18 protein-coding genes are annotated in these 20,330 nt (G+C 69.7%); 13 read left to right on the top strand and 5 right to left on the bottom strand.

All coding sequences use genetic code 11. From position 1 onward, the window contains the following. Window positions 1–1,501: DUF2339 domain-containing protein (locus EBL85_RS13695; protein WP_148040554.1), on the bottom strand; the 1,501-nt coding region annotated here is incomplete at its 3' end. Window positions 1,502–1,856: 355 nt separating this feature from the next. Here EBL85_RS13695 and EBL85_RS13690 point away from each other — a divergent pair. The 6 genes from EBL85_RS13690 to EBL85_RS13665 all read left to right on the top strand — a co-directional run bounded on the left by EBL85_RS13690 (window position 1,857) and on the right by EBL85_RS13665 (window position 7,427). Further along, complete coding sequence (locus EBL85_RS13690; protein WP_062277143.1) at window positions 1,857–2,240, top strand: DUF6394 family protein; 384 nt, start codon at window positions 1,857–1,859, stop codon at window positions 2,238–2,240. A gap of 33 nt (window positions 2,241–2,273) precedes the next feature. Then, window positions 2,274–3,989: a TrkA family potassium uptake protein gene (locus tag EBL85_RS13685; protein ID WP_123141157.1), complete on the top strand. Its 1,716-nt coding sequence runs from the start codon at window positions 2,274–2,276 to the stop codon at window positions 3,987–3,989. A gap of 144 nt (window positions 3,990–4,133) precedes the next feature. Beyond that, entirely contained in the window at window positions 4,134–4,694 is a 561-nt protein-coding gene (locus tag EBL85_RS13680; RefSeq protein WP_123141156.1) for a hemerythrin domain-containing protein, read from the top strand. After that, the gene (gene hemH, locus EBL85_RS13675; protein ID WP_123143194.1) at window positions 4,694–5,794 is read left to right on the top strand and encodes a ferrochelatase; all 1,101 of its coding nucleotides are present in this window, start codon (window positions 4,694–4,696) and stop codon (window positions 5,792–5,794) included. Before EBL85_RS13680 ends, hemH begins: the two co-directional genes overlap by 1 nt. Window positions 5,795–5,808: 14 nt before the next feature. After that, complete coding sequence (locus EBL85_RS13670) at window positions 5,809–6,243, top strand: gamma-butyrobetaine hydroxylase-like domain-containing protein (RefSeq protein WP_123141154.1); 435 nt, start codon at window positions 5,809–5,811, stop codon at window positions 6,241–6,243. A 53-nt stretch (window positions 6,244–6,296) separates the two neighbouring features. Then, window positions 6,297–7,427 (top strand): PQQ-dependent sugar dehydrogenase, encoded by a 1,131-nt coding sequence (locus EBL85_RS13665; RefSeq protein ID WP_123143193.1) that lies wholly within the window; start codon window positions 6,297–6,299, stop codon window positions 7,425–7,427. Window positions 7,428–7,898: 471 nt separating this feature from the next. On the opposite strand, the gene EBL85_RS13660 is transcribed toward EBL85_RS13665, so the two are convergent. From EBL85_RS13660 to EBL85_RS13650, 3 genes are all read right to left on the bottom strand, one after another. Continuing rightward, window positions 7,899–9,119, bottom strand: coding sequence for an argininosuccinate synthase (locus tag EBL85_RS13660; RefSeq protein WP_005224074.1), 1,221 nt, complete (start codon window positions 9,117–9,119; stop codon window positions 7,899–7,901). A 421-nt stretch (window positions 9,120–9,540) separates the two neighbouring features. Continuing rightward, entirely contained in the window at window positions 9,541–10,443 is a 903-nt protein-coding gene (locus EBL85_RS13655) for a universal stress protein (RefSeq protein ID WP_123141151.1), read from the bottom strand. Continuing rightward, window positions 10,443–12,113, bottom strand: coding sequence for a cation:proton antiporter (locus EBL85_RS13650; RefSeq protein WP_123143195.1), 1,671 nt, complete (start codon window positions 12,111–12,113; stop codon window positions 10,443–10,445). Before EBL85_RS13650 ends, EBL85_RS13655 begins: the two co-directional genes overlap by 1 nt. Before the next feature lie 229 nt (window positions 12,114–12,342). On the opposite strand from EBL85_RS13650, the gene EBL85_RS13645 reads away from it, so the two are divergent. From EBL85_RS13645 to EBL85_RS13635, 3 genes are all read left to right on the top strand, one after another. Beyond that, the gene (locus EBL85_RS13645; protein WP_123141182.1) at window positions 12,343–13,161 is read left to right on the top strand and encodes a UDP-2,3-diacylglucosamine diphosphatase; all 819 of its coding nucleotides are present in this window, start codon (window positions 12,343–12,345) and stop codon (window positions 13,159–13,161) included. A gap of 53 nt (window positions 13,162–13,214) precedes the next feature. Then, entirely contained in the window at window positions 13,215–13,577 is a 363-nt protein-coding gene (locus tag EBL85_RS13640) for a phenylpyruvate tautomerase MIF-related protein (RefSeq protein ID WP_123141150.1), read from the top strand. A gap of 199 nt (window positions 13,578–13,776) precedes the next feature. After that, window positions 13,777–14,559, top strand: coding sequence for a GNAT family N-acetyltransferase (locus tag EBL85_RS13635; protein WP_123141149.1), 783 nt, complete (start codon window positions 13,777–13,779; stop codon window positions 14,557–14,559). On the opposite strand, the gene ampD is transcribed toward EBL85_RS13635, so the two are convergent. After that, entirely contained in the window at window positions 14,448–15,002 is a 555-nt protein-coding gene (ampD, locus tag EBL85_RS13630; protein ID WP_123141148.1) for a 1,6-anhydro-N-acetylmuramyl-L-alanine amidase AmpD, read from the bottom strand. The two genes, EBL85_RS13635 and ampD, sit on opposite strands and share 112 nt — an antisense overlap. Before the next feature lie 212 nt (window positions 15,003–15,214). Here ampD and EBL85_RS13625 point away from each other — a divergent pair, with 212 nt between their 5' ends. The 4 genes from EBL85_RS13625 to EBL85_RS13610 form a co-directional block, all read left to right on the top strand. After that, entirely contained in the window at window positions 15,215–16,702 is a 1,488-nt protein-coding gene (locus EBL85_RS13625) for a radical SAM protein (protein WP_123143191.1), read from the top strand. Continuing rightward, the gene (locus EBL85_RS13620) at window positions 16,695–17,702 is read left to right on the top strand and encodes a glycosyltransferase family 2 protein (protein ID WP_123141146.1); all 1,008 of its coding nucleotides are present in this window, start codon (window positions 16,695–16,697) and stop codon (window positions 17,700–17,702) included. The genes EBL85_RS13625 and EBL85_RS13620 overlap by 8 nt, the downstream gene beginning before the upstream one ends. Further along, window positions 17,699–19,849 (top strand): molybdopterin-dependent oxidoreductase, encoded by a 2,151-nt coding sequence (locus EBL85_RS13615; RefSeq protein ID WP_123143190.1) that lies wholly within the window; start codon window positions 17,699–17,701, stop codon window positions 19,847–19,849. The genes EBL85_RS13620 and EBL85_RS13615 overlap by 4 nt, the downstream gene beginning before the upstream one ends. Next, window positions 19,830–20,330 (top strand): nucleoside-diphosphate sugar epimerase/dehydratase (locus EBL85_RS13610; protein ID WP_369964148.1); only part of this gene is annotated, 501 nt, incomplete at its 3' end. The genes EBL85_RS13615 and EBL85_RS13610, both read left to right, overlap by 20 nt.

The following is a 20,330-nucleotide window of genomic DNA, read 5'->3' as shown; positions in this document are numbered from 1 at the left end:
ACAGCGCCCCCCAGCCGATCAACCAGGGCGCCAGGGCGCGGCACCAGGGGCGGGCACGGTCGAACCAGTAGGCGCTCACCAGCCCGGCGAGGGCGATCGTCAGCGCGCCGAGTACTTCGGCGCCGAGGAAGGGGCGCGGGTCGGCGGCGGTCTCGGCGAAGGGCAGCGTCAGTGCCGCGCCGAGCTGGAGCAACAGCGCGAAGACCAACACCCGCGTCTGCTCCTGACGGGCGCCGATCCAGGCCATGGCCGCGCCCTCGAGCGCCCAGAAACCGGCGGTGAGTTCGGCCTCGAGGGCGAAGGCCGGGGTCAGCGACAGCAGGATCACCGCGAGTGCGAGGAAGGTCTGGGCGAGCAGCGTCGTGGCTGGATGTCCGTCGCGTCGCAGCCAACCGGCGAGGACGAGATAGAACAGCCCCATCGCCAGGGTCGAGTAGGCCTCGCCCCAGGGCAGGTGGGCGACCAGCGCGAGCTGACAGGCGAGGGTCAGCAGCGGGGTGCCGAACACCAGGGTGGCGTCGACCGGGGTGGCGGAGCCCGGTGGTCGGTGCCGGGCGTGGAGCACCGCCACGGCGACATAGACGAGGAAGAAGTAGATCAGGAAGGGCTCGACCCGATGGAACAGTGCCGGCTCGTAGCGCAGCACGCCCCAGACGATGCCGATGACGAAGGTGAAGGCGAAGCCGAGCAGGTTGAGCGCGCGCCAGCCGCGCGCCCAGGCCAGCGCCAGCACCAGGGTGTCGAGCAGGGCGTAGTAACCGAACAGCACCACCGGGTCGCCGCCGCCGTCGGCGCTGATCAGTGGCGCGAGGAAGCCGCCGATCAGGCCGAACCAGGCGAGGCTGCGCGCCTCCTGGGTGAGCGCCAGGGCGAGACAGACGAGCGCGATCAATGCCAGCAGCGCGAAGGCGGCCACGGGCCCGAGCAGCCCGGCAAGCACATGGGCGCCGTGGACGTCGAGATAGAGGATGCCGATGGCTGCGCCCTGGAGCAGCAGTCCGTAGTCGCGATTGCGCGCGCACACCCGCCAGCCGAGCCCGAGCAGCCCCAACGCGGCCAGCGCGATGGCGCCGAGACGCAGCTCCAGCGACAGCCGCAGCCACTGCTGGTCGACCGCATACTTGATCAGGAAGCCGGTGCCGACGAACACCAACAGGATGCCGATGCGCACCAGCGGATTGGCACCGAGCAGGCGCTCGCGCAGGCGCCAGGGGGCGCGTGGGGCAGGCGTCGGGCGGGGCGGGGTCGGCGGCGGGGCGGGTAGGTCGAGCGACAGCGGCTCGGAGTCGGGGGCTTGCGCCGGTTCCGGCTGGGGCTCCGCGGGCGACGGGGTCGCACGCCCCAGCTGCTCGCGCAGCATCCGCTCGAGCAACTGCTGGCGGGCGAGCACGAAACCGAACAGTGCGCCGATCAGCGGCGCGGCGAGTCCGTCGAGCCCGGCCTCCGCCAGCCATAGCCCGCCGGCGAGACCGACCAGGGTCAGGATCAGGGTCAGGGCCATGCCGGGTTCCTCGTACCGCCGTGTATGCCGACACGTTAGCCCGGCGCTCGGAGCGGGGCAATCGGGGCGGCAGCTATCAGCCACCAGCTACCAGCTACCAGCTACCAGCCACCAGTCGTCAGCCGTCAGCCGTTGCCGCCAGTCGCCAGCTGTCAGTGGACGCTTGTGCTCAACGACGGTGGTCAAGGACTGTCCGCCCTTTCACTGGCGGCTGGCGGCTGGCGGCTGGCGACTGGTAGCTGGCGACTGGTAGCTGGCGACTGGTAGCTACCCGCCGGCAAACTGCTATGATGCGCCGGCGGTCTGGCCGCCATCGTGTTCGCGCCCGCTCGGGCCCCTTGTTGCGGAGAGACGGATGAATCCGGAAAAGGTCGTCTTCGGCTTCTTCATCGTGCTCGCCCTGACGCTGAACTTCGGGTTCTTCGTCGGCGAGATCGACAATCCCGACCATCATCACGCCTGGGAGCTGTTCGCGGTGATCGTGGTCAATCTCGTTGCCACCGTGCTCAAGTTCGGCGACCGCACCCAGCTCGGCGCGGTGCTGCTCGCCACCAGTCTGGTGGCGATCCTGCAGCTCGTCGCCGCGGCGCTGGTGTGGACGGCGGTGGTGCACGTCGGTGAGGGCGGCATGACCCCCTCGGCGATGGCCAGCATCGTCTCGCTCGCCGGCGGGGCGATGATCGCCAACGTGGTCTCGGTGGTGCTGTTGCTGATCGAGACGGTGATGCTGCGCCGCTGAGCGGTGCGGCGCCGCGACCGGGGGAGCCGTCGCATGGATACCATCGTCTTTCTCGTCTTCCGGCGGATGCGCGCGCCGCTGCTGTCGCTGATCCTGGTCTATGCGGTGGCGATGGCCGGGCTGGCGTTGATCCCGGCGCAGGACGCCGCCGGCGAGCCGGCGACGATGAGCCTGTTCCATGCCTTCTATTTCGTCAGCTACATGTCGACCACCATCGGTTTCGGCGAGCTGCCCAATACCTTCACCGATGCCCAGCGGCTGTGGGTCTCGGGTTGCGTGTTCGCCACCGTGGCGGTGTGGATCTATGCCATCGGCACCCTGATCGCGCTGCTGCAGGACGCGACCTTTCAGCGCGCGATCCGCGAGCGCCGCTTTCGCGCCCGGGTGCGCGGGCTGTGCACCCCCTTCTATCTGGTCTGCGGCTATGGCCAGACCGGCAGCGCCCTGGTGCGGGGGCTAACCGATCGTCATCTGCATGCGGTGGTGGTCGATATCGATCCAGAGCGCATCAATCTGCTCCAGCTCGAGAACCAGCGCGAATACGTCCCCGCGTTCTGCGCCGACGCGCGCAGTCCGGCGCACCTCGAGGCGGCCGGGCTCAGGCATCCGCTGTGTCAGGGGGTGGTGGCGCTGACCAATGTCAACGAGACCAACCTCAAGATCGCCATCGCCGCCAAGCTGATGCACCCCGAGGTGACGGTGATCTGTCGCGCCGACTCGCACGAGGTCGAGGCCAACATGGCCTCCTTCGGCACCGACCACATCTACGACCCCTTCGATACCTTCGCGCTCTACATGGCCACCGCCATCCAGGCGCCCTGTCTCACCCTGCTGTTCGACTGGCTCTCGGGCTTCGGCGGCGAACGGCTCAAGGAGCCGCTGTTCCCGCCGACTCGGGGGCGCTGGGTGATCTGTGGCTATGGTCGCTTCGGCAAGGCGATGTACAAGCATCTCAAGGAGCAGGGGATGGAGGTGCAGGTGATCGAGGCGCTGCCACACAAGACCGGGATCCCCGAGGAGGGCGTGGTGCAGGGCCGCGGCACCGAGGCGGTGACCCTGGAGCAGGCCGGGATCCGTCGTGCCGTGGGGTTGGTGGCGGGCACCGATCACGACGCCGACAACCTCTCGATCGTGATGACCGCGCTGATGCTCAACCGCGGGCTGTTCGTGATCGCGCGCGAGAACCAGCACCACAACCATCAGTTGTTCGCCCGGGTCGGTGCCCATGCGATCATGCACCCCAGTCTGATCGTCGCCAATCGCATCGGTATCCGGTTGGTCAACCCGCTGCTCTCCGACTTCGCCACCCTGGCACGGCTCGAGGACGAGCCCTGGGCCTGCGAGCTGGTGAGCCGGGTGCTGGGGTTGGTCGGGGAGTGCGCCCCGCACGTCTGGGAGATCGTCCTCGAACCCGGGCGCGCCTTCGCCGTGTGTGACGCGATTGCGCGCGGCGAGCCGCCGACCCTGGAGATCCTGTTGCGCGACCCGCAGGCGCGCGACGAACGCCTGCCGGTGATCCCCCTGCTGCTGGCGCGCGACGGCGCCCGGTGGTTGCTCCCGGGGCCGGAGACCGAACTCGAGGCCGGCGACCGGCTGCTCTGCTGCGGTCGCGAGTGGGCGAGCAGGCGCATGGGTTGGACGCTGCAGAACCTGCATGCGCTCGACTATGTGTGTGGTCGCGAGAGCTGGCGCGAAGGGCCGGTCTGGCAGTTGCTGGCCCCATTGCTGCGGCGCGCCCGCGATCATTGACCGCCGCGCCGGGAACCCCGACCGATGCCGCTCGTCTGATGCTGGACGAGAGCCCGGGGACGCATCGCGCGTGCCTTGGCTCGGCTGGAGATGATGGCATACTGGATCGATTGAGACGATTGCCACCGACTAGGAGAAAGGCCTATGCACCCGGTGATGACCCGACTGGGCCAGGACCATGCCCGTCTCGTCAAGCTGCTCGACCTGTTCGAGACCCTGCTCGACCGCTTCCACGCGGGTGAGGAGCCCGACTACGACCTGATGTCCGAGATGCTCGAGTACATGGACGGCTATGCCGATACCGTCCATCACCCGACCGAGGACATCATCTTTCGTCGAGTCCTCGACAAGGGCGCCGGGCAGCACGAGGTGTTCGACGTGCTGATGCGTCAGCACGCGAGCCTCAGCCAGATCAACAAGCGCTTCCGTCAGTCGCTCGACGGCATCCTCAACGAGGAGGTGCTGTTGCGCGAGGACGTCGAGGCCAATGGTCGCGAGCTGGTCGCGACCATGCGCGCGCACCTCTCGCTCGAGGATCGCGAGGCCTTCCCGATCGCCCTCGAGGTGCTCGACGAGGCCGACTGGGACGCGGTGGCGGCCGAGGCGCCCTCCGCCGAGGATCCGCTGTTCGGCGCCCCCGATCCCGAGCGCTTCCAGGCACTCTACCGACTCCTTTCCGAACAGGCCCAGTCCGAGACCCCTTGATGAAGTTCGTCGATACCCCCGCTTACCGCCATGACACCCCCGAGTCGCTCGGGGTGCTGCTGATCAACCTGGGCACGCCCGACAGCACCAGCGTGCCGGACGTGCGCCGCTATCTCGCCGAGTTCCTCTCCGATCCGCGGGTGGTGGAGATGTCGCGCGCGCTGTGGCTGCCGTTGCTCCACGGCATCATCCTGCGCACCCGCCCGGCACGCTCGGCGCGTGCCTATGAGTCGGTGTGGACCGAGGACGGTTCGCCGCTGCTGGCGATCTCGCGGCGGCAGCGCGACGGCATCGCCGAGCGGCTGGGCGCGCGGCTCGGGGGGCCGGTCAAGGTTGCGCTGGGGATGCGCTACGGCAACCCCTCGGTGGCCTCGGCGCTGGCCGAGCTGCGCGCGGCCAATGCCCGACGCATCCTGGTGCTCCCGCTCTATCCGCAGTACTCGGCCACCACCACCGGCTCGGCCTTCGACGCCGTCACCGCCGAGCTGCGGCGCTGGCGCTGGCTGCCGGAGCTGCGCTTCATCAACCAGTACCACGACGATCCGGCCTATATCGATGCCCTGGTCGCCAGTATCCGCGCGTACTGGGCCGAGCACGGCGAGCCCGAGCGGCTGCTGTTCTCCTTCCACGGCATCCCCAAGGACTATTTCGACAAGGGCGATCCCTATCACTGTCTGTGTCGCAAGAGCGCACGGCTGGTGATCGAGTCGCTGGGGCTGGCGGAGGATCGCTGGGGCATGTCCTTCCAGTCGCGTCTCGGTTCGAGCGAGTGGCTCCAGCCCTATACCGAGACCACCCTCAAGGAATGGGGCGTGGCCGGGGTGAAGTCGGTCCACGTGCTCTCGCCCGGGTTCTCCGCCGACTGCTTGGAGACCATCGAGGAGATCGACGAGGAGAACCGCGAGTACTTCCTCGAGGCCGGCGGCGAGCACTACGGCTACATCCCCTGTCTCAACGACGCCCCGGCGCATCTCGATCTGCTCACCGAGCTGATCCTGCGTCACTGCGCCGGCTGGCCCGGGCTCGACGCCCCGGCCCAGGATGCCGAGGCGCTCGCCGAGCGTCTGGCCCGCGCCCGCGCGCTCGGCGCCGCGCAATGACCGCGGAGGTCCCCATGGACGACGCCCATCCACTGCCCACCGAGATCCGCCTGCACCAGCGCTCGCGGGTGCTGGAGCTGGCCTTCGACGACGGGGCGCGCTTCCGGCTGCCGTGCGAGTACCTGCGGGTCTACTCGCCCTCGGCCGAGGTGCGCGGTCACTCCCCGGCGAGCGCCAAGCTGCAGCTCGGCAAGGAGCGGGTGAACATCACCGCGATCGAGCAGATCGGCGCCTATGCGCTCAAGATCCGCTATGACGACGGTCACGACTCCGGGCTCTACGACTGGGGTTATCTCCATCGCCTCGGTCGCGCCTGGCAGCCGCTGTGGCAGGACTATCTCAAGCAGCTGGAGGAGGCTGGCGCGCACCGTGAGGGTCCCGACCCCTTCGAGCAATTGCAGGCGCGCGGCGAGGTGCCGGCAGAGACGGCGGCGACGGCGCGCGACTGACACCCGGGAGCGGGCGCGGCCCGCAGGAGTGGAGGCACATGGATGGAGGCCTGATGCGTCGCTGGACAGTGGCGCTGTGCGCGCTGCTCGGCGCCCTCGCGGTCGAGGCCGCGCCACCCGAGGCCCAGGGCTGGCGCGCCGAGGTGGTGACGCGCGGGCTCGAACACCCCTGGGCGATCGCTTGGCTGCCCGACGGCACGGCGCTGATCAGCGAGCGACCGGGCCGGCTGCGTCGGCTCGCGACCGACGGCCGGCTCGACCCGAGGCCGATCGAGGGCGTGCCCGAGGTGCTCGCCGAGGGGCAGGGCGGTCTGCTCGACGTCGCCCCACACCCCGACTTCCGTCGCAACCGGCTGGTCTATCTCAGCTATGCCGAGGGTACGGCCCGCGCCAATCGCACCGCCCTGGCGCGCGCGCGACTGGTCGACGGCGCGCTGCGCGATCTTGAACGTCTCTATGCCAACCCCGACACCAAGCGCGACACCCAGCACTTCGGCTCGCGCATCCTCTGGCTCGACGACGACAGCCTGCTGCTCAGCATCGGTGACGGCGGTAACCCGCCGATTCGCTTCGCCGGCGGACTGATCCGCGAGCAGGCGCAGCGTCTCGACAGCCACTTCGGCAAGATCCTGCGGCTGCGCGCCGACGGCAGCCCCCATCCCGACAACCCCTGGTTCGCCGCCGGCGGCGCGCGCGCGGCCATCCACAGCCTCGGGCATCGCAACATCCAGGGTCTCGCCCGCGACCCGGCGAGCGGGCGGGTGTGGGCCAACGAGCACGGCGCGCGCGGTGGTGACGAACTCAATCGCATCATCCCCGGCGCCAACTACGGCTGGCCCGAGGTCACCACCAGCCACGAGTACTGGGGACCGGCGATCTCCAGCGTCCACCAGCGCGTCGACGTCACCGCGCCGCTGCTCGAATGGACCCCCTCCAAGGCGCCGAGCGGGCTCGCTTACTACAGCGGACGGCACTTCCCGGCCTGGCGCGGCGACCTGTTCAGCGGCGCGCTCAAGTTCGGCGAGGTGCGGCGTATCGACCTGGAGGACGGCGCGGTGGTGGGCGAGGAACGGCTGACCATCGGCACTCGGGTACGCGACGTGCGCGAGGGCCCCGATGGCCATCTCTACGTCCTCACCGATGCGCCCGACGGCGCGTTGCTGCGGATCGTCCCGGATGGATAGCGCGCGGGGCTAGCGATCAGCCGCCAGCCGCCAGCCGCCAGCCGCCAGCCGCCAGCCGCCAGGGGATTGAACCGCAAAGCCGCCAGGGGATTGAACCGCAAAGCCGCAAAGAACGCGAAGAGGTTCCAATTGCCAGCGACCAACTGACAGCGAGAGGAGCAGGCTTGTCTCTTACCTTCAAGGCTGACTGCAAACCGCAACTGGAGGCTGTTTGCCGAAGGCTGGTCGCTTTCTTTGCGTCCTTCGTGTCTTGGCGGTCCAATCTTCTGATCAGCTGATCGCGCCTTTCGCTGGGCACGCGACGCTTTGCCCAGCCTACGCACTGATATGAGCCTTCAGCTTTGATCCAGCGGGGAGGGTTTGGCGCTTGTGGCTGGCGGCTGGTAGCTGGAGGCTGAGGGCCTTTCTCTCTGGAGACCGTCGCCGCAGGACGCGGCGACGGTGGCCCGGCCCGAGGGGCCGGGTGGGGGATCAGCCGCGCTTGCGGCCGGCCACGCGCAGGCGCAGCGAGTTGAGGCGGATGAAGCCGGTGGCGTCGGTCTGGTCGTAGGCGCCGGCGTCCTCCTCGAAGGTCGCGATCGACTCGTCGAACAGGCTGTTGGTCTCGGAGCGACGGCCGAGCACGCTGACGTTGCCCTTGTAGAGCTTGAGACGGACCACGCCGTTGACCACCTGCTGGCTCTCGTCGATCGCCGCCTGCAGCATGCGCCGCTCGGGGGCGAACCAGTAGCCGTTGTAGACCAGGCTGGCATAGCGCGGCATCAGCTCGTCCTTGAGGTGCGCGGCCTCGCGATCGAGGGTGAGCGACTCGATGGCGCGGTGCGCCTTGAGCATGATGGTGCCGCCGGGGGTCTCGTAGCAGCCGCGCGACTTCATGCCGACATAGCGGTTCTCGACGATGTCGGCGCGCCCGATGCCGTTGGCCCCGCCGATGCGGTTGAGTTCGGCGAGCACCTCGGCCGGGCTCATCGCCTTGCCGTCGATGGCGGTGATGTCACCGCGCTCGAAGGTCAGCTCGATCTCGGTGGCCTGGTCCGGGGCCTGCTCGGGCGAGACGCTCCAGCGCCACATCGCATCGCCGGGCTGGGTCCAGGGGTCCTCGAGGTCGTAGCCCTCGTAGGAGATGTGCAGCAGGTTGGCGTCCATCGAGTAGGGCGACTTGTTGCCCTCGCGCTTCTGCTCGACGCCGATGCCGTGCTTGGCGGCGTAGGCCATCAGCTTCTCGCGCGAGAGCAGGTCCCACTCGCGCCAGGGGGCGATGATCTTGATCTCGGGGTTGAGCGCGTAGGCGCCGAGCTCGAAGCGGACCTGATCGTTGCCCTTGCCGGTGGCGCCGTGGGAGATGGCGTCGGCACCGGTCTCGGCGGCGATCTCGATCAGGCGCTTGGCGATCAGCGGACGCGCGATCGAGGTGCCGAGCAGGTACTCGCCCTCGTAGACGGCGTTGGCGCGGAACATCGGGTAGACGAAGTCGCGGACGAACTCCTCGCGCAGGTCGTCGATATAGATCTCCTTCACGCCCGCGGCCTCGGCCTTGGCGCGCGCCGGCTCGAGCTCCTCGCCCTGACCGATGTCGGCGGTGAAGGTCACGACCTCGCAGCCGTACTCCTCCTGCAGCCACTTGAGGATCACCGAGGTGTCGAGTCCGCCCGAATAGGCCAGAACGACTTTCTTGACTGCGCTTTGCGCCATCGTCTTGCTCCAGAATCGTGAAGGGGTGTTTGCAGGGGCCGGGCGAGCGACTCGCCCTCCCCGGTGGCGGATACCAGTGGCGCGCGGTGCCATGATCGGCCCGACGGTCGCGTCCCGGGTAATCCGCCAGTATAGAACGTCGAGCGGGATCAAGGGGAGGGGCGGAGGGCGGCTTCGGTTCAGTCGTCAGTCTCCGGCTACCAGCCGCCAGCCGCCAGCCGTCAGTCGTCAGTCGTCAGTCGTCAGGGGGATTGAACCGCAAAGGCCCAAAGGGGCGCGAAGGGGATGTTCGGTTGGCAAGGTGCTTGCGGCCAGCCGCCGGCCTCCAGTGGGGAAGGCTTGGCGCCGTTGGCTGGAGACGGCAGGCTGGAAGCTGGTGGCTGACGACTGGAGGCTGGGAGCTGGTGGCTGGCGGCTCTCTCTAGGGCCGCACCGCCAGCACCGAGCAGGGGGGCTGGTCGAGGATGGACTCGACGGTGTTGCCGATCAGCAGGCCGGTGAGACCGCGTCGTGCGGCGGTGCCCATCACCACCAGGTCGGCGTCGAGCTGACCGGCGAGCAGGCGGACCTGCTCGGTGGCCAGTCCGCGGGGCAGATGCAGACGGGGGGTGAGATAGTCGTGGGCCTCGGTGCCGAGGATCTCGCGCAGCATCATGTTGAGCGCCTCGAGTCCGCGCCGGTGACGGATACGCTCGCTCTCGACATAGTCGCGCGGAGAATGGTCCGGTGCATCGGACCAGACACGGAACAGCAGCTCGGCCGGGGCGTCCCAGACGTGTACCAGGTGGAGCGCGGCGAAGTCCGAGAGTGCCAGCGAGCCGGCGAGGGTGAGCAGCCGGCGGTTGAGCGGGGTGTCGATCGAGTCGGGCTGCGCCGGATCGTAGTCGAGCGCGAGCAGGATATTGTCGTAGTTGTCGCGCTCGCGTGGCTGCATCAGCCACACCGGGCAGGGGCTGTTGCGCAGCAGCTGGCGATCGTCGCCGCCGAGGAAGCGTTCGAGCCGCTCCGGGGGCTGGGCGGGGTTGATCACCAGGTCGTGACCGCGCTGCTCGATCTCGCGCAGTGCCTCGCGCGCGAGGGCGCCGACCCGCACCTCGATGCGCAGCGCGCAGCAGTCGTGGTGGGCCGCCAGCCGGACCTTCAGCGCCCGTTCGATGCGCGCGATCGTCTCCTGCACGGGTTCGTTCGCCGGTGGTGCGGTCAGCACCGCGAGCACGCTGAGCCGGGCCTGGTTGTTGTGCGCGAGCGTCAGCGCGCGCGCCAGCGCATGCTCCGGCCCGACGCCATCGGCGATGACATAGAGGATGTTCTTGAATCGTTTCATCACATGCCCTCGGCAGCTCCGCCCGCAGGTTGTCCCGGCGCGCAATCCTCACTCAGCCGTTGCGCCGCGCTGCGCGCGGCGTCGGCATAGGGGATGAATACCAGATCCGCCCCCTGTTGTGCGAACCATTGCGCGTCGGCGTCGCTGGTGGCCGAGAGCGCGACCCGGCCTCCATAGCCCTGTTGGCGCAGTCCCTGGAGCAGCAGGCGGTTGATCGCGCGTTCGCGCACCGTGCTCACCACCCAGCGTGCGCGGCTCAGCGGCAGGGTGGCGATCAGCTCCGGATCCTCGATGTCGCCGTAGTGGACGTGGTAGCCGGCGCGTGCCTGGCGGCGCACCACGTCGGGATCGAAGTCGACGGCGAGCACCCGGCGACCGCGCTCGCGCAGCCCGTCGGCCATGACCGCGCCGAAGCGCCCGAGGCCGAACAGCAGGATCTCGGGTTCGCCGGTCTCCTCCGACTCCTGCACGATCTCGCGATGCGGCACCCGGCGCTCGAACCAGACCAGATAGGGCGCGAGCCGCTCGTAGAGCGGGTGCGAGTAGAGGATCAGATAGGTGGAGACGCTGATGGTGACCAGCCCGACCAGGGTGATCAGTCCCAGGGTCTCGGGGGCGAGATGCCCGAGGGCGAGTCCGAGCGCGGCGAGGATCAGCGAGAACTCGCTGATCTGCGCCACCGTCAGCCCGGCGAGGAAGCCGGTGCGGCGGCGATAGCCCATGTAGCCCATGATCGCCATCACGATCAGCGGATTGCCGATCAGCACGAACAGCGACAACACCGCCGCCGCGCCGAGCTGGCCGCCGATCAGCCCGAGTTCGAGCGTCGCGCCCAGCTCGATGAAGAAGAACAGCAGCAGGAAGTCGCGCAGCGTCACCAGCCGCGCGGCGATCTGCTCGCGATAGCGGGTCGAGGCGATCGACACCCCGGCGAGGAAGGCGCCGACCTCGCGGCTGAAGCCGAGGGCGTCGCCGGCGAGTGCGCCGAGCACCGCCCAGGCGATGGCAAACAGCATCAGCAGCTCGGTCGAGCGCGCCAGTCGGTGCAGCAGCCAGGGCAGCACATAGCGCATCAGCAGCGCCACGGTGGCGAGCATCGCCGCCCCCTTGAGCAGGATGGCGAGCGCTTCGCGCACCGGGTGGACGTCGCCCTCGGCCTGGCCGACGGCGGTCAGCGCGATCATCACCAGCACCACCACGATGTCCTGGACGATGAGAAAGCCGACGGCGATGCGCCCGTGCAGCGCGTCGACCTCGCGTTTGTCCGAGAGCAGCTTGACGATGATGATGGTGCTCGAGAAGGTCAGCGCCACCGCCACATAGAGCGCGGCCACCGGCTCCAGCCCGAGCAGCCGGGCGATGACATAGCCCACCGCCGAGGTGAACAGCACCTGGCCAAGGCCGGAGGCCAGCGCCACCGGGCCGACGGTGCGGATGATGTGCAGGTCGAGCTTGAGCCCGACGACGAACAGCAGCAGCGCGATGCCGAGTCGGGCGAACAGCTCGATCTCGCTGCTGTGCGCGACCAGCCCGAAGCCTGCCGGTCCGAGCAGGATGCCGACGGCGATGAAGGCGACGATCAACGGTTGGCGCAGGCCACGCGCGAGCGCGCCGGCGATGGCGGCGACACCGAGGATCAGACCCATCTGCAGGAAGAGGTCATCGCTCATCGGCATGCCCGCCGGTGTGCGGCTCGAGGGTGCTCCTGGGGTTGGGCGGGCTGCAGGGTCGGTCCATGGTCCACCTCGGATGGGTCGCTCTCTCCCCATCGGACCGGTCGCGATCGCGCCGGTTCCCACATCGGTCACCGCCCCTTCACCCCATCTTCACTCGCCATCAACGCCGCGGCAACAGTGTTCGGTGATCCTGTGCGCCAAGCTCATCCAGGCAGGCGATGCGATGACCGAGATCACCCGCATGTCCCCTCTGAAATATCGCAGCATCTTCATCTCCGACGTCCATCTGGGCTTCAAGGGGTGTCAGGCCGAGTTCCTGCTCGATTTCCTCGCCGCCACCCAGTGCCGGCAGCTCTATCTGGTCGGCGACATCGTCGATCTGTGGGCGTTGCGCGGCGGACTCTACTGGCCGGAGGCCCACAACCGGGTGGTCGCCGCGATCCTCGACAAGGCGCGCACCGGCACCGAGGTGATCTATGTGCCGGGCAACCACGACGAGGTGCTGCGCGCCCACCTCGGGCTCGACTTCGGGCGGGTGGCGGTGCGCGACGAGGTGGTCCACACCACCGCCGACGGGCGCCGTTTCCTGGTGCTGCACGGCGATCGCTTCGACGGTGTGATCGAGCACGCGCGCTGGCTCTCGCGTCTGGGCTCGCACGCCTACGACCGGCTGCTCGCGCTCAACGCCCAGCTCAGTCGGTTGCAGCGGCTGCTGGGGCTGCGCTACTGGTCGCTGGCCGGTTATCTCAAGCGCAAGGTCAAGAATGCGGTCAACTATATCGGCGACTTCGAGCGGGTGGTGGCCGAGGAGGCCGTGCGCCGCACGCTCGACGGCATGATCTGCGGTCATATCCATCATGCCGAGATGCGCGACATCGCCGGCGTGGCCTATTGCAACTGCGGCGACTGGGTGGAGAGCTGTACCGCGCTGGTCGAGCATCACGACGGTCGGCTCGAACTGCTGCGCTGGACCGATGCCTGTGCCGAGTCGCTCGGCGACGAGGAGGGGCGTCCGGCGGTGGCGCTGGCGCGGGTCGGCTGACCCGCCGACCCTGGCCTATCATGGGGCGAGATCCCGACCAGAGGAGATGCGCCATGCCCACACTGCAACTGCACACCAATGTCACCGTCGCCCCCGAGCGTCGCGCCGAGCTGCTCGCCCGGCTCTCGGCCGCCGTAGCCGAGTTGCTCGGCAAGCCCGAGTCCTATGTGATGGTCCTGCTCGATGACGGCTGCGCACTGAGCTTCGGCGGCAGCACCGAGCCGACGGCGCTGCTCGAGCTGCTCAGCCTCGGGTTGCCCGAGTCCGAGACCCCACGCCATGCGCGCGCGCTCTGCGCGCTCTGCGAGACGCTGCTCGGCGTCCCCGAGCGACGGGTCTATATCGACTTCCGCTCGCCGCCGCGCCATCTCTTCGGCTGGAACGGCGGGACCTTCCAGGACCCGCGTCGCGACTGACCCTTGCCGCCATCTCCGCGCGCCATTGAACCGCCGTCATCCAGCAAGCATCTAATAGATGCGGTGTAGCTCGGTTGCGGCGATCGGAACGATTGCCGCCCACGCCGCCCCGTCTCGCCCGCCCCGCCGCGATGCCCGGGGCTATCCCCCGCCCACCCCGGGCGGTCCCTGCCGATCCTTGCGATGGAGGAGTGGAGTCATGGAGGCCCGCGAACTGTCCGACCGGGGCCCCGGTCGCCACCTGGTGCGGTTGCGCGACGGCAGTCGCTGTCTGCTGCGCGCGCTCGGCCCGGAGGATCGTGATTTTCTGCTCGCCTGTTTCGCCGGGTTGTCGCCGGGGTCGCGTCGGCTGCGCTTCTGCGGCATCAAGCGCGAGCTCAACGAGCGCGACCTCGCGGTGCTCGCGGCCATCGACGGACACCATCATCTAGCCATCGGCGCCATCCGTCTCGACGAGCGCGGGATGCCGGGCGAGCCGCTGGGCGTGGCGCGCTGTATCCGCACCGCGCCCGGCGCCGACAGCGGCGAGCTGGCCGTCGAGGTGATCGACGCGGCGCAGCGTCGCGGCGTCGGCACCGCGCTCCTGCAGGCGCTCATCGGTCACGCCCGTGCCGTCGGCATCCGCCGGCTGCGCTGCGAGGTGCTGGCGGCCAACGTCGGCATGCGCGCGCTGGCTGCGCGCCTCGGCGGGCGGCCGCGCTGGCGTGGCGGCGCGCTGCTCGAATACGAGCACCAGCTCGGCGGCGTCGAGCGGCACGAGGTCGTGGCCACTGGCTGGCGTGCGACCTTTGCCCGCTATCGTGTGTGGATGCAGCCGCGGCCACGCTCGTTCGGCGCGCGGCGCTCGCGCGTGCTGGCGCGGCGCGCGGCTCAGAGCGCGCGGCGCAACCGTGCCCAGTCGAAGGCCGGACCGGGGTCGGTCTTGCGCCCCGGGGCGATGTCGGCATGCCCGACGACACGCTCGGGGGTGATCCCCGGATAGCGCCGCCGCAGCGCACGCGCACAACGTCCGAGCTGGTGGTACTGAGCGGCGGTGAAGGGCTGGGTGTCGGTGCCCTCGAGTTCGATCCCGATGGAGAAGTCGTTGCACGCCTCGCGCTCGCCGAAGCGCGAGCGTCCGGCGTGCCAGGCGCGGCGCTCGCAGGGCACGTACTGCACCAGGGCGCCGTCGCGCCGGATCAGCAGGTGGGCGGAGACGCGCAATCCGGCGATGGCAGCGAAATAGGGGTGGGCGTCGGGGTCGAGTCGATTGCGGAACAGTGCGTCGATCCACTCCCCGCCGAACTCGCCCGGCGGCAGGCTGATGTTGTGGATCACCAGCAGGTCGATGGTGGTCGCCGGCGGTCGCTCGTCGCAGTTGGGCGAGGGGCGGGCGAGGGCGCCGTCGAACCAGCCGTCGGTGTCGATCTCGGGGTCGGTGTCCATGGTTGCTGTCCGTCTTCTGTTCGTGTCCGGTGGCTGCGTGTTCGGTGTACGCGAAGCACTGATCCTGGTCATTGGGGCGCTTGAAAAGCCTCTGTGTTGGCGGTGCCGTGTACCTTGGCGTGCTATAGTGGCCAAGCTGTATACGAAGCCCCGTTAGGTCTCAGGGATGGTCGTCGGGGAGCCGTCTCGTCCTGATCCGATAGGGAACCGCCGTGCAGCAGACTGCACCCGCGCTCAAGATCGCCTTCGTCAACCCGCCCTATCTGGAGCGGTTCTCGCGTACCCAACGCTCTCCGGCGGTGACCAAGAGCGGCACCCTCTATTTCCCGATGTGGCTCGCCGCCGCTGCCGCGCTCTGCGCCGAGTCGGGCCACGAGATCGATCTCATCGACGCCCCGGCCAGCGGTGCCGACACCGAGGCGGTGCTGGCGCGTCTGGCGCGCTTCGCCCCGCGGCTGCTGGTGGTCGAGACCAGTACCCCGAGCATCGCCAGCGACCTGGCCTTCTGCGCCCGCGCCCGCGAGCGCCTGCCGGCGACCTGCGTGGCGCTGGTCGGCACCCATGCCTCGGCGCGACCGCAGGCGTGTCTGCGCGATGAGCCGGCGGTCGATCTGGTGGTGCTCGGCGAGTACGACCTCGGGGTGCGCGACCTGGCCGCGGCGCTCGCGTGCGACGAGCCGCTCTCCACGGTCGCCGGGCTCTGTTATCGCGACGGCGACAGGCCGCGTCTCGGTGTCGCGCGCGCGGTATTCGAGGACCTCGATCGGCTGCCGCCGATCAGCCCGATCTATCGTCGCTTCCTCGACATCCGCGACTACTTCAACCCCAACGCCATCCACCCGATGGTGACCATCAGCACCAGTCGCGGCTGTCCCAACCACTGTACCTTCTGCGTCTACCCGCAGACCATCACCGGGCACCGGCTGCGACGGCGCTCGGCGGGCCACGTGGTCGACGAGCTGGCGTACATCCGCAGAGCTTTCCCCGAGGCGCGCTCGGTGTTCTTCGAGGACGACACCTTTCCCGCCGACCGCGCCCGCTGCGCCGAGATCTGCGAGGAGATGATCCGTCGCGGCTTCGACCTGCCGTGGTCGGCCAACGTGCGCGTCGATGTCGAGCCCGAGACCCTGCGGCTGATGCGTCGCGCCGGCTGTCGCAACCTCTGCGTCGGCTTCGAGAGCGGTGACCAGGCGCTGCTCGATCGCGTGCGCAAGCGTATCACCCTGGCGCAGTCGCGCGCCTTCATGCGCGAGGCCCGCGCGCTCGGGCTGATCGTCCACGGCTGCTTCATGGTCGGGCTGCCGGGCGAGACCCCGGAGACCATGCGCCGGACCCTGGAGCTGGCCATCGAGCTGGCCCCGGACACCGCCCAGTTCTACCCGATCATGGTCTATCCGGGGACCGCCGCCTACGACTGGTATGCGCGCGAGGGGATGCTGGTGACCGAGGACTTCTCGCGCTGGCTCACCCCCGCCGGGCTGCACAACACCGTGGTGCGCAGCGCAGCGCTCGACGCCGAGGCGTTGGTCGCCTTCTGCGACCAGGCGCGGCGGCGTTTCTATCTGCGTCCGCGCTATCTGTGGCGGCGGCTCGGGCTGGTGGCGCGCGATCGCGAGGAGTTCCGCCGCACCTGGCGTGCCGGGCGCACCTTCCTGCGCCATCTGCTGCGCGGCTCGGACATCGAGGCCGGCCATGGCTGAGGCCGCGCCGCGGGTCTCGGTGGTGGTCCCCGCCTATCAGGCCGAGGCGACCCTCGGGCGTTGTCTCGACGCACTCCTCGCCCAGCACACCGCCGCCGATGACTACGAGGTGATCCTGGTCGACGACGGTTCGCGCGATCGCACCGCCGAGATCGCCCGGCGCTATCCGCTGCGCTACGTCCATCAGGCCAACGCCGGTCCGGCGGCGGCGCGCAACCACGGCGCGCGGCTGGCCCGTGGCGAGCTGCTGTTGTTCACCGACAGCGATTGCGTGCCGGCGCCGGACTGGATCGAGCGGATGCGCGCGCCCTTCGCCGATCCCGAGGTGATGGCGGTCAAGGGGGCCTATCGCAGCGATCAGCCGCAACTGGTGGCGCGCTTCGTCCAGCTCGAGTTCGAGCAACGCTTCGCGCGGCTGCGCCGACGCGCGCGCATCGACATGGTCGACACCTATTCCGCCGGTTATCGGCGCGCGGTCTTCGTCGCACTCGGCGGCTTCGATCCGCGCTTCCCCAAGGCCGACAACGAGGACACCGAACTCTCCTACCGGATGGCCGCGCGCGGCATGCGCATGGTGTTCGCTCCCGACGCGGTGGTCAGCCATCTCGGTCACCCCGATTCGGTCTGGCGCTATGCGCGGCTGAAGTTCTCGCGCGGCTACTGGCGGATGGTGGTCTACAAGCGCCACCCCGGCAAGATGGTCGCCGACAGCTACACCCCGCAGACGCTCAAGCTGCAGATCCTCGCCATCCTTGCGCTCGCCCCGGCGCTGGCGCTCGCGCCCTGGTGGCCGAGGGCGGCGCTGGCGCTCGGCGGTGCGACGCTCGCCGCCTTCCTGCTCAGCGCCACGCCCTTCCTCGCCGCCGCCTGGCGGCGCGATCGCCGGTTGGCGCTGGCCGCGCCGGCACTGCTGCTGGTACGCGCCGCCGCGCTCGGCGGCGGCGCCGTCGCCGGGAGTCTGCTGGGGCGTCTCGGCGCGGGCGCGGGGACGGCTCGATGAGACGCACCCACCGCAGTGTCTGCCGGATCTGTCACGGCGGCTGCGGTGCCCTGGTGACCGTCGAGGACGGACGCGTGGTCAAGGTCGTCGGCGATCGCGACTCACCGATGAACCAGGGTTGGATGTGCGTCAAGGGGTTGCGCACCCCGGAGATCGCCAACCACCCCGACCGGCTGGAGTGGCCGCGGCGCCGCCGCGCGGGCAAGGCCGGCGGCTGGGAGCGGGTGAGCTGGGAGGCGGCGCTCGACGAGATCGCCGAGCGCGTCGCCGCGATCCGCGATCGCCTCGGCCCCGAGGCGATCGCCCTGGGGCAGGGCACCGGGCGTCATCACTACATGCACGTGGTGCGCTTTGCCAACGCACTGGGTACCCCCAACTGGTACGAGCCGGGGCTGGCGCAGTGCTTCATCCCGCGGGTGACGGTGAGCAACCTCACCTACGGCGGCTATGTCACCGGCGACTACTACGGCGACACCCCGCCGGCCTGCATCCTCTTCTGGGGCAGCAACCCGCTGGTCTCCAACCCCGACGGCAAGATCGGCATCGCCATCCGTCGCGCCCTCGATCGCGGTGCGGTCGGCATCGCCGTCGATCCGCGTCGGCACGAGACGGCGCGTCGCTGCGAGCTGTGGCTGGGGCTGCGCCCGGGTACCGACGCGGCGCTGGCGCTGGCGATGATCCAGGTGATCATCGCCGAGCGGCGCTACGACGCCGAGTTCGTCGCGCGCTGGACCCAGGGCTTCGACGCGCTGGCTGCCCATGTCGCCGACTGTACCCCGGCCTGGGCGGCACCGATCACCGGGGTCGCCCCCGAGCTGATCGTCGAGGCGGCGCGCCGCTATGCCGCGCTCGGTCCGGCGGTGCTGGAGTGGGGCGTGGGGATCGAGCAGAACGTCAACGCCCTGCAGACGGTGCGCGCGCTGGCCTGTCTGCGCGCCCTGGTCGGCAGCATCGACGTGCCCGGCGGCGAGCTGCTGTCGATGCAGCGGATGCGCGCCTATCCGACCCTGGCCGAGCAACTGCCGCGCGAGCAGGCGCGCAAGCGGCTCGGCGCCGAGCGCTTCAAGCTGCTCGGTGGCTGGCGCGCCTACATGCCCTCGGCGCACATCCCCACGCTGTTCGCCGCGATGCGCACCGGCGAACCCTATCCGGTCAAGGGGCTGCTGGTGTTCGGCAACAACGCGCTGGCGACCGTGGCCAACGCCCGCGCGGTGCGCCGCAGCCTCGAGTGTCTCGACCTGCTGGTGGTGAGCGAGCTGTTCATGACGCCGACGGCGGAGCTGGCCGACTTCGTGCTGCCGGCGGCCTTCTGGCCCGAGGTCGAGCAGGTGATCGGCTATCCGCTGGCCACCGGCAACCTGGTCTACCACCAACCGGCGCTGACCCGACGCGGCGAGTGCCGACCGGACGAGTGGATCATCGACCAGCTCTCGCGGCGGCTCGGCCTGCCCGACAGCGAGCGTCCCTTCGAGGCGGTGATGGCCCATCAGCTCGAGCCGACCGGGGTCGGTCTCGATCAGCTGCGTCGCCAGGGTGTGCTGCGGCTGCCGCATCGCTACCGCAAGTACGAGACACGCGGCTTCCGCACCCCGTCGCGGCGCATCGAGCTCTACAGCAAGGCGCTCGAACGACTCGGCTACGATCCGCTGCCGAGCCATGTCGAACCGCCCGAGAGCCCGCGCAGCCGCCCCGACCTGGCGCGCGACTATCCCTATGTGCTGATCACCGGCAGCCGTCGGCGCGAGTTCTTCAACAGCGAGCACCGTCAGGTCGCCGGGCTGCGTCGCCGCGCGCCCGACCCGCGCGCCCAGCTCCACCCCGAGGTGGCGCGCGCCGAGGGTATCGCTGACGGCGACTGGATCGCGATCGCCACGCCGCGCGGTCGCATCCGCATGCGCGCCGAGGTCACCCCCGAGATCAATCCCGAGGTGGTGAGCATCGATCACGGCTGGTGGTTCCCGGAGGCGCCGAGCGCGCTCGCCGGGGCGTGGCGCGCCAATGCCAATCTGTTGACCTCCGACGCGCCGCCCTACGACCCGGCCTTCGGCACCTATCAGCTGCGCGGACTCCTGTGTCGCCTCGCCCCCGCGAGCGCGCCCGCCGCCGACGAGATCGACGAGCCCGACGATGATCCAGCACGCGCTTGAGCGTCTCAACCTCTTCCTCGGCGCGCGGGTCGGCGGCCAGCGGGTGCGCTGGTTCGTGCTCGCGCTGGTGGTCACCGACCTCGGCTGTCTCGCACTCAGCCTGTGGCTGGGCTGTCTCTCGCACCGTATCGGCGGGGGCGGGCCGGTCGACGGGGCCACGCTGGGGCTGGTCGGGATGCTGCTCGGTGCCCTGGTGTTCGAGCGCGTCGGACTCTATCGCTACGAGCCGAGCATGATGCGGCTGGTGGAGATCCGCAAGATCATCCGCGCGGTGGTGATCCTCGCCCTGGTGCTCACCGCCTTCGCCTTCTACACCGGCGAGCAGGCGGCGCGGCTCGCGCTGCTCCACGCCATGGGCTGGTTGCTGGTCACTCTGCTGGGCGCGCGCGCCCTGGTCTACCGGTTGCAGCAGTCGCTCTACTCGCGTCGCTTCAACGTCAGCCGGGTGCTGATCGTCGGCGCCGGCGAGGCCGGGCGGATG

Source organism: Marichromatium sp. AB32 (assembly GCF_003718675.1).
Classification (GTDB): domain Bacteria; phylum Pseudomonadota; class Gammaproteobacteria; order Chromatiales; family Chromatiaceae; genus Marichromatium; species Marichromatium gracile.
Note: the sequence above shows the minus strand (reverse complement) of the source record. Positions and strands in the feature narration are given on the sequence as shown.

Coding starts and splice junctions, on each gene's coding strand:
- EBL85_RS13690 (WP_062277143.1), top strand. CDS start 1,857: ATGAATCCGGAAAAGGTCGTCTTCGGCTTCTTCATCGTGCTCGCCCTG.
- EBL85_RS13685 (WP_123141157.1), top strand. CDS start 2,274: ATGGATACCATCGTCTTTCTCGTCTTCCGGCGGATGCGCGCGCCGCTG.
- EBL85_RS13680 (WP_123141156.1), top strand. CDS start 4,134: ATGCACCCGGTGATGACCCGACTGGGCCAGGACCATGCCCGTCTCGTC.
- hemH (WP_123143194.1), top strand. CDS start 4,694: ATGAAGTTCGTCGATACCCCCGCTTACCGCCATGACACCCCCGAGTCG.
- EBL85_RS13670 (WP_123141154.1), top strand. CDS start 5,809: ATGGACGACGCCCATCCACTGCCCACCGAGATCCGCCTGCACCAGCGC.
- EBL85_RS13665 (WP_123143193.1), top strand. CDS start 6,297: ATGCGTCGCTGGACAGTGGCGCTGTGCGCGCTGCTCGGCGCCCTCGCG.
- EBL85_RS13660 (WP_005224074.1), bottom strand. CDS start 9,119: ATGGCGCAAAGCGCAGTCAAGAAAGTCGTTCTGGCCTATTCGGGCGGA.
- EBL85_RS13655 (WP_123141151.1), bottom strand. CDS start 10,443: ATGAAACGATTCAAGAACATCCTCTATGTCATCGCCGATGGCGTCGGG.
- EBL85_RS13650 (WP_123143195.1), bottom strand. CDS start 12,113: ATGAGCGATGACCTCTTCCTGCAGATGGGTCTGATCCTCGGTGTCGCC.
- EBL85_RS13645 (WP_123141182.1), top strand. CDS start 12,343: ATGACCGAGATCACCCGCATGTCCCCTCTGAAATATCGCAGCATCTTC.
- EBL85_RS13640 (WP_123141150.1), top strand. CDS start 13,215: ATGCCCACACTGCAACTGCACACCAATGTCACCGTCGCCCCCGAGCGT.
- EBL85_RS13635 (WP_123141149.1), top strand. CDS start 13,777: ATGGAGGCCCGCGAACTGTCCGACCGGGGCCCCGGTCGCCACCTGGTG.
- ampD (WP_123141148.1), bottom strand. CDS start 15,002: ATGGACACCGACCCCGAGATCGACACCGACGGCTGGTTCGACGGCGCC.
- EBL85_RS13620 (WP_123141146.1), top strand. CDS start 16,695: ATGGCTGAGGCCGCGCCGCGGGTCTCGGTGGTGGTCCCCGCCTATCAG.
- EBL85_RS13615 (WP_123143190.1), top strand. CDS start 17,699: ATGAGACGCACCCACCGCAGTGTCTGCCGGATCTGTCACGGCGGCTGC.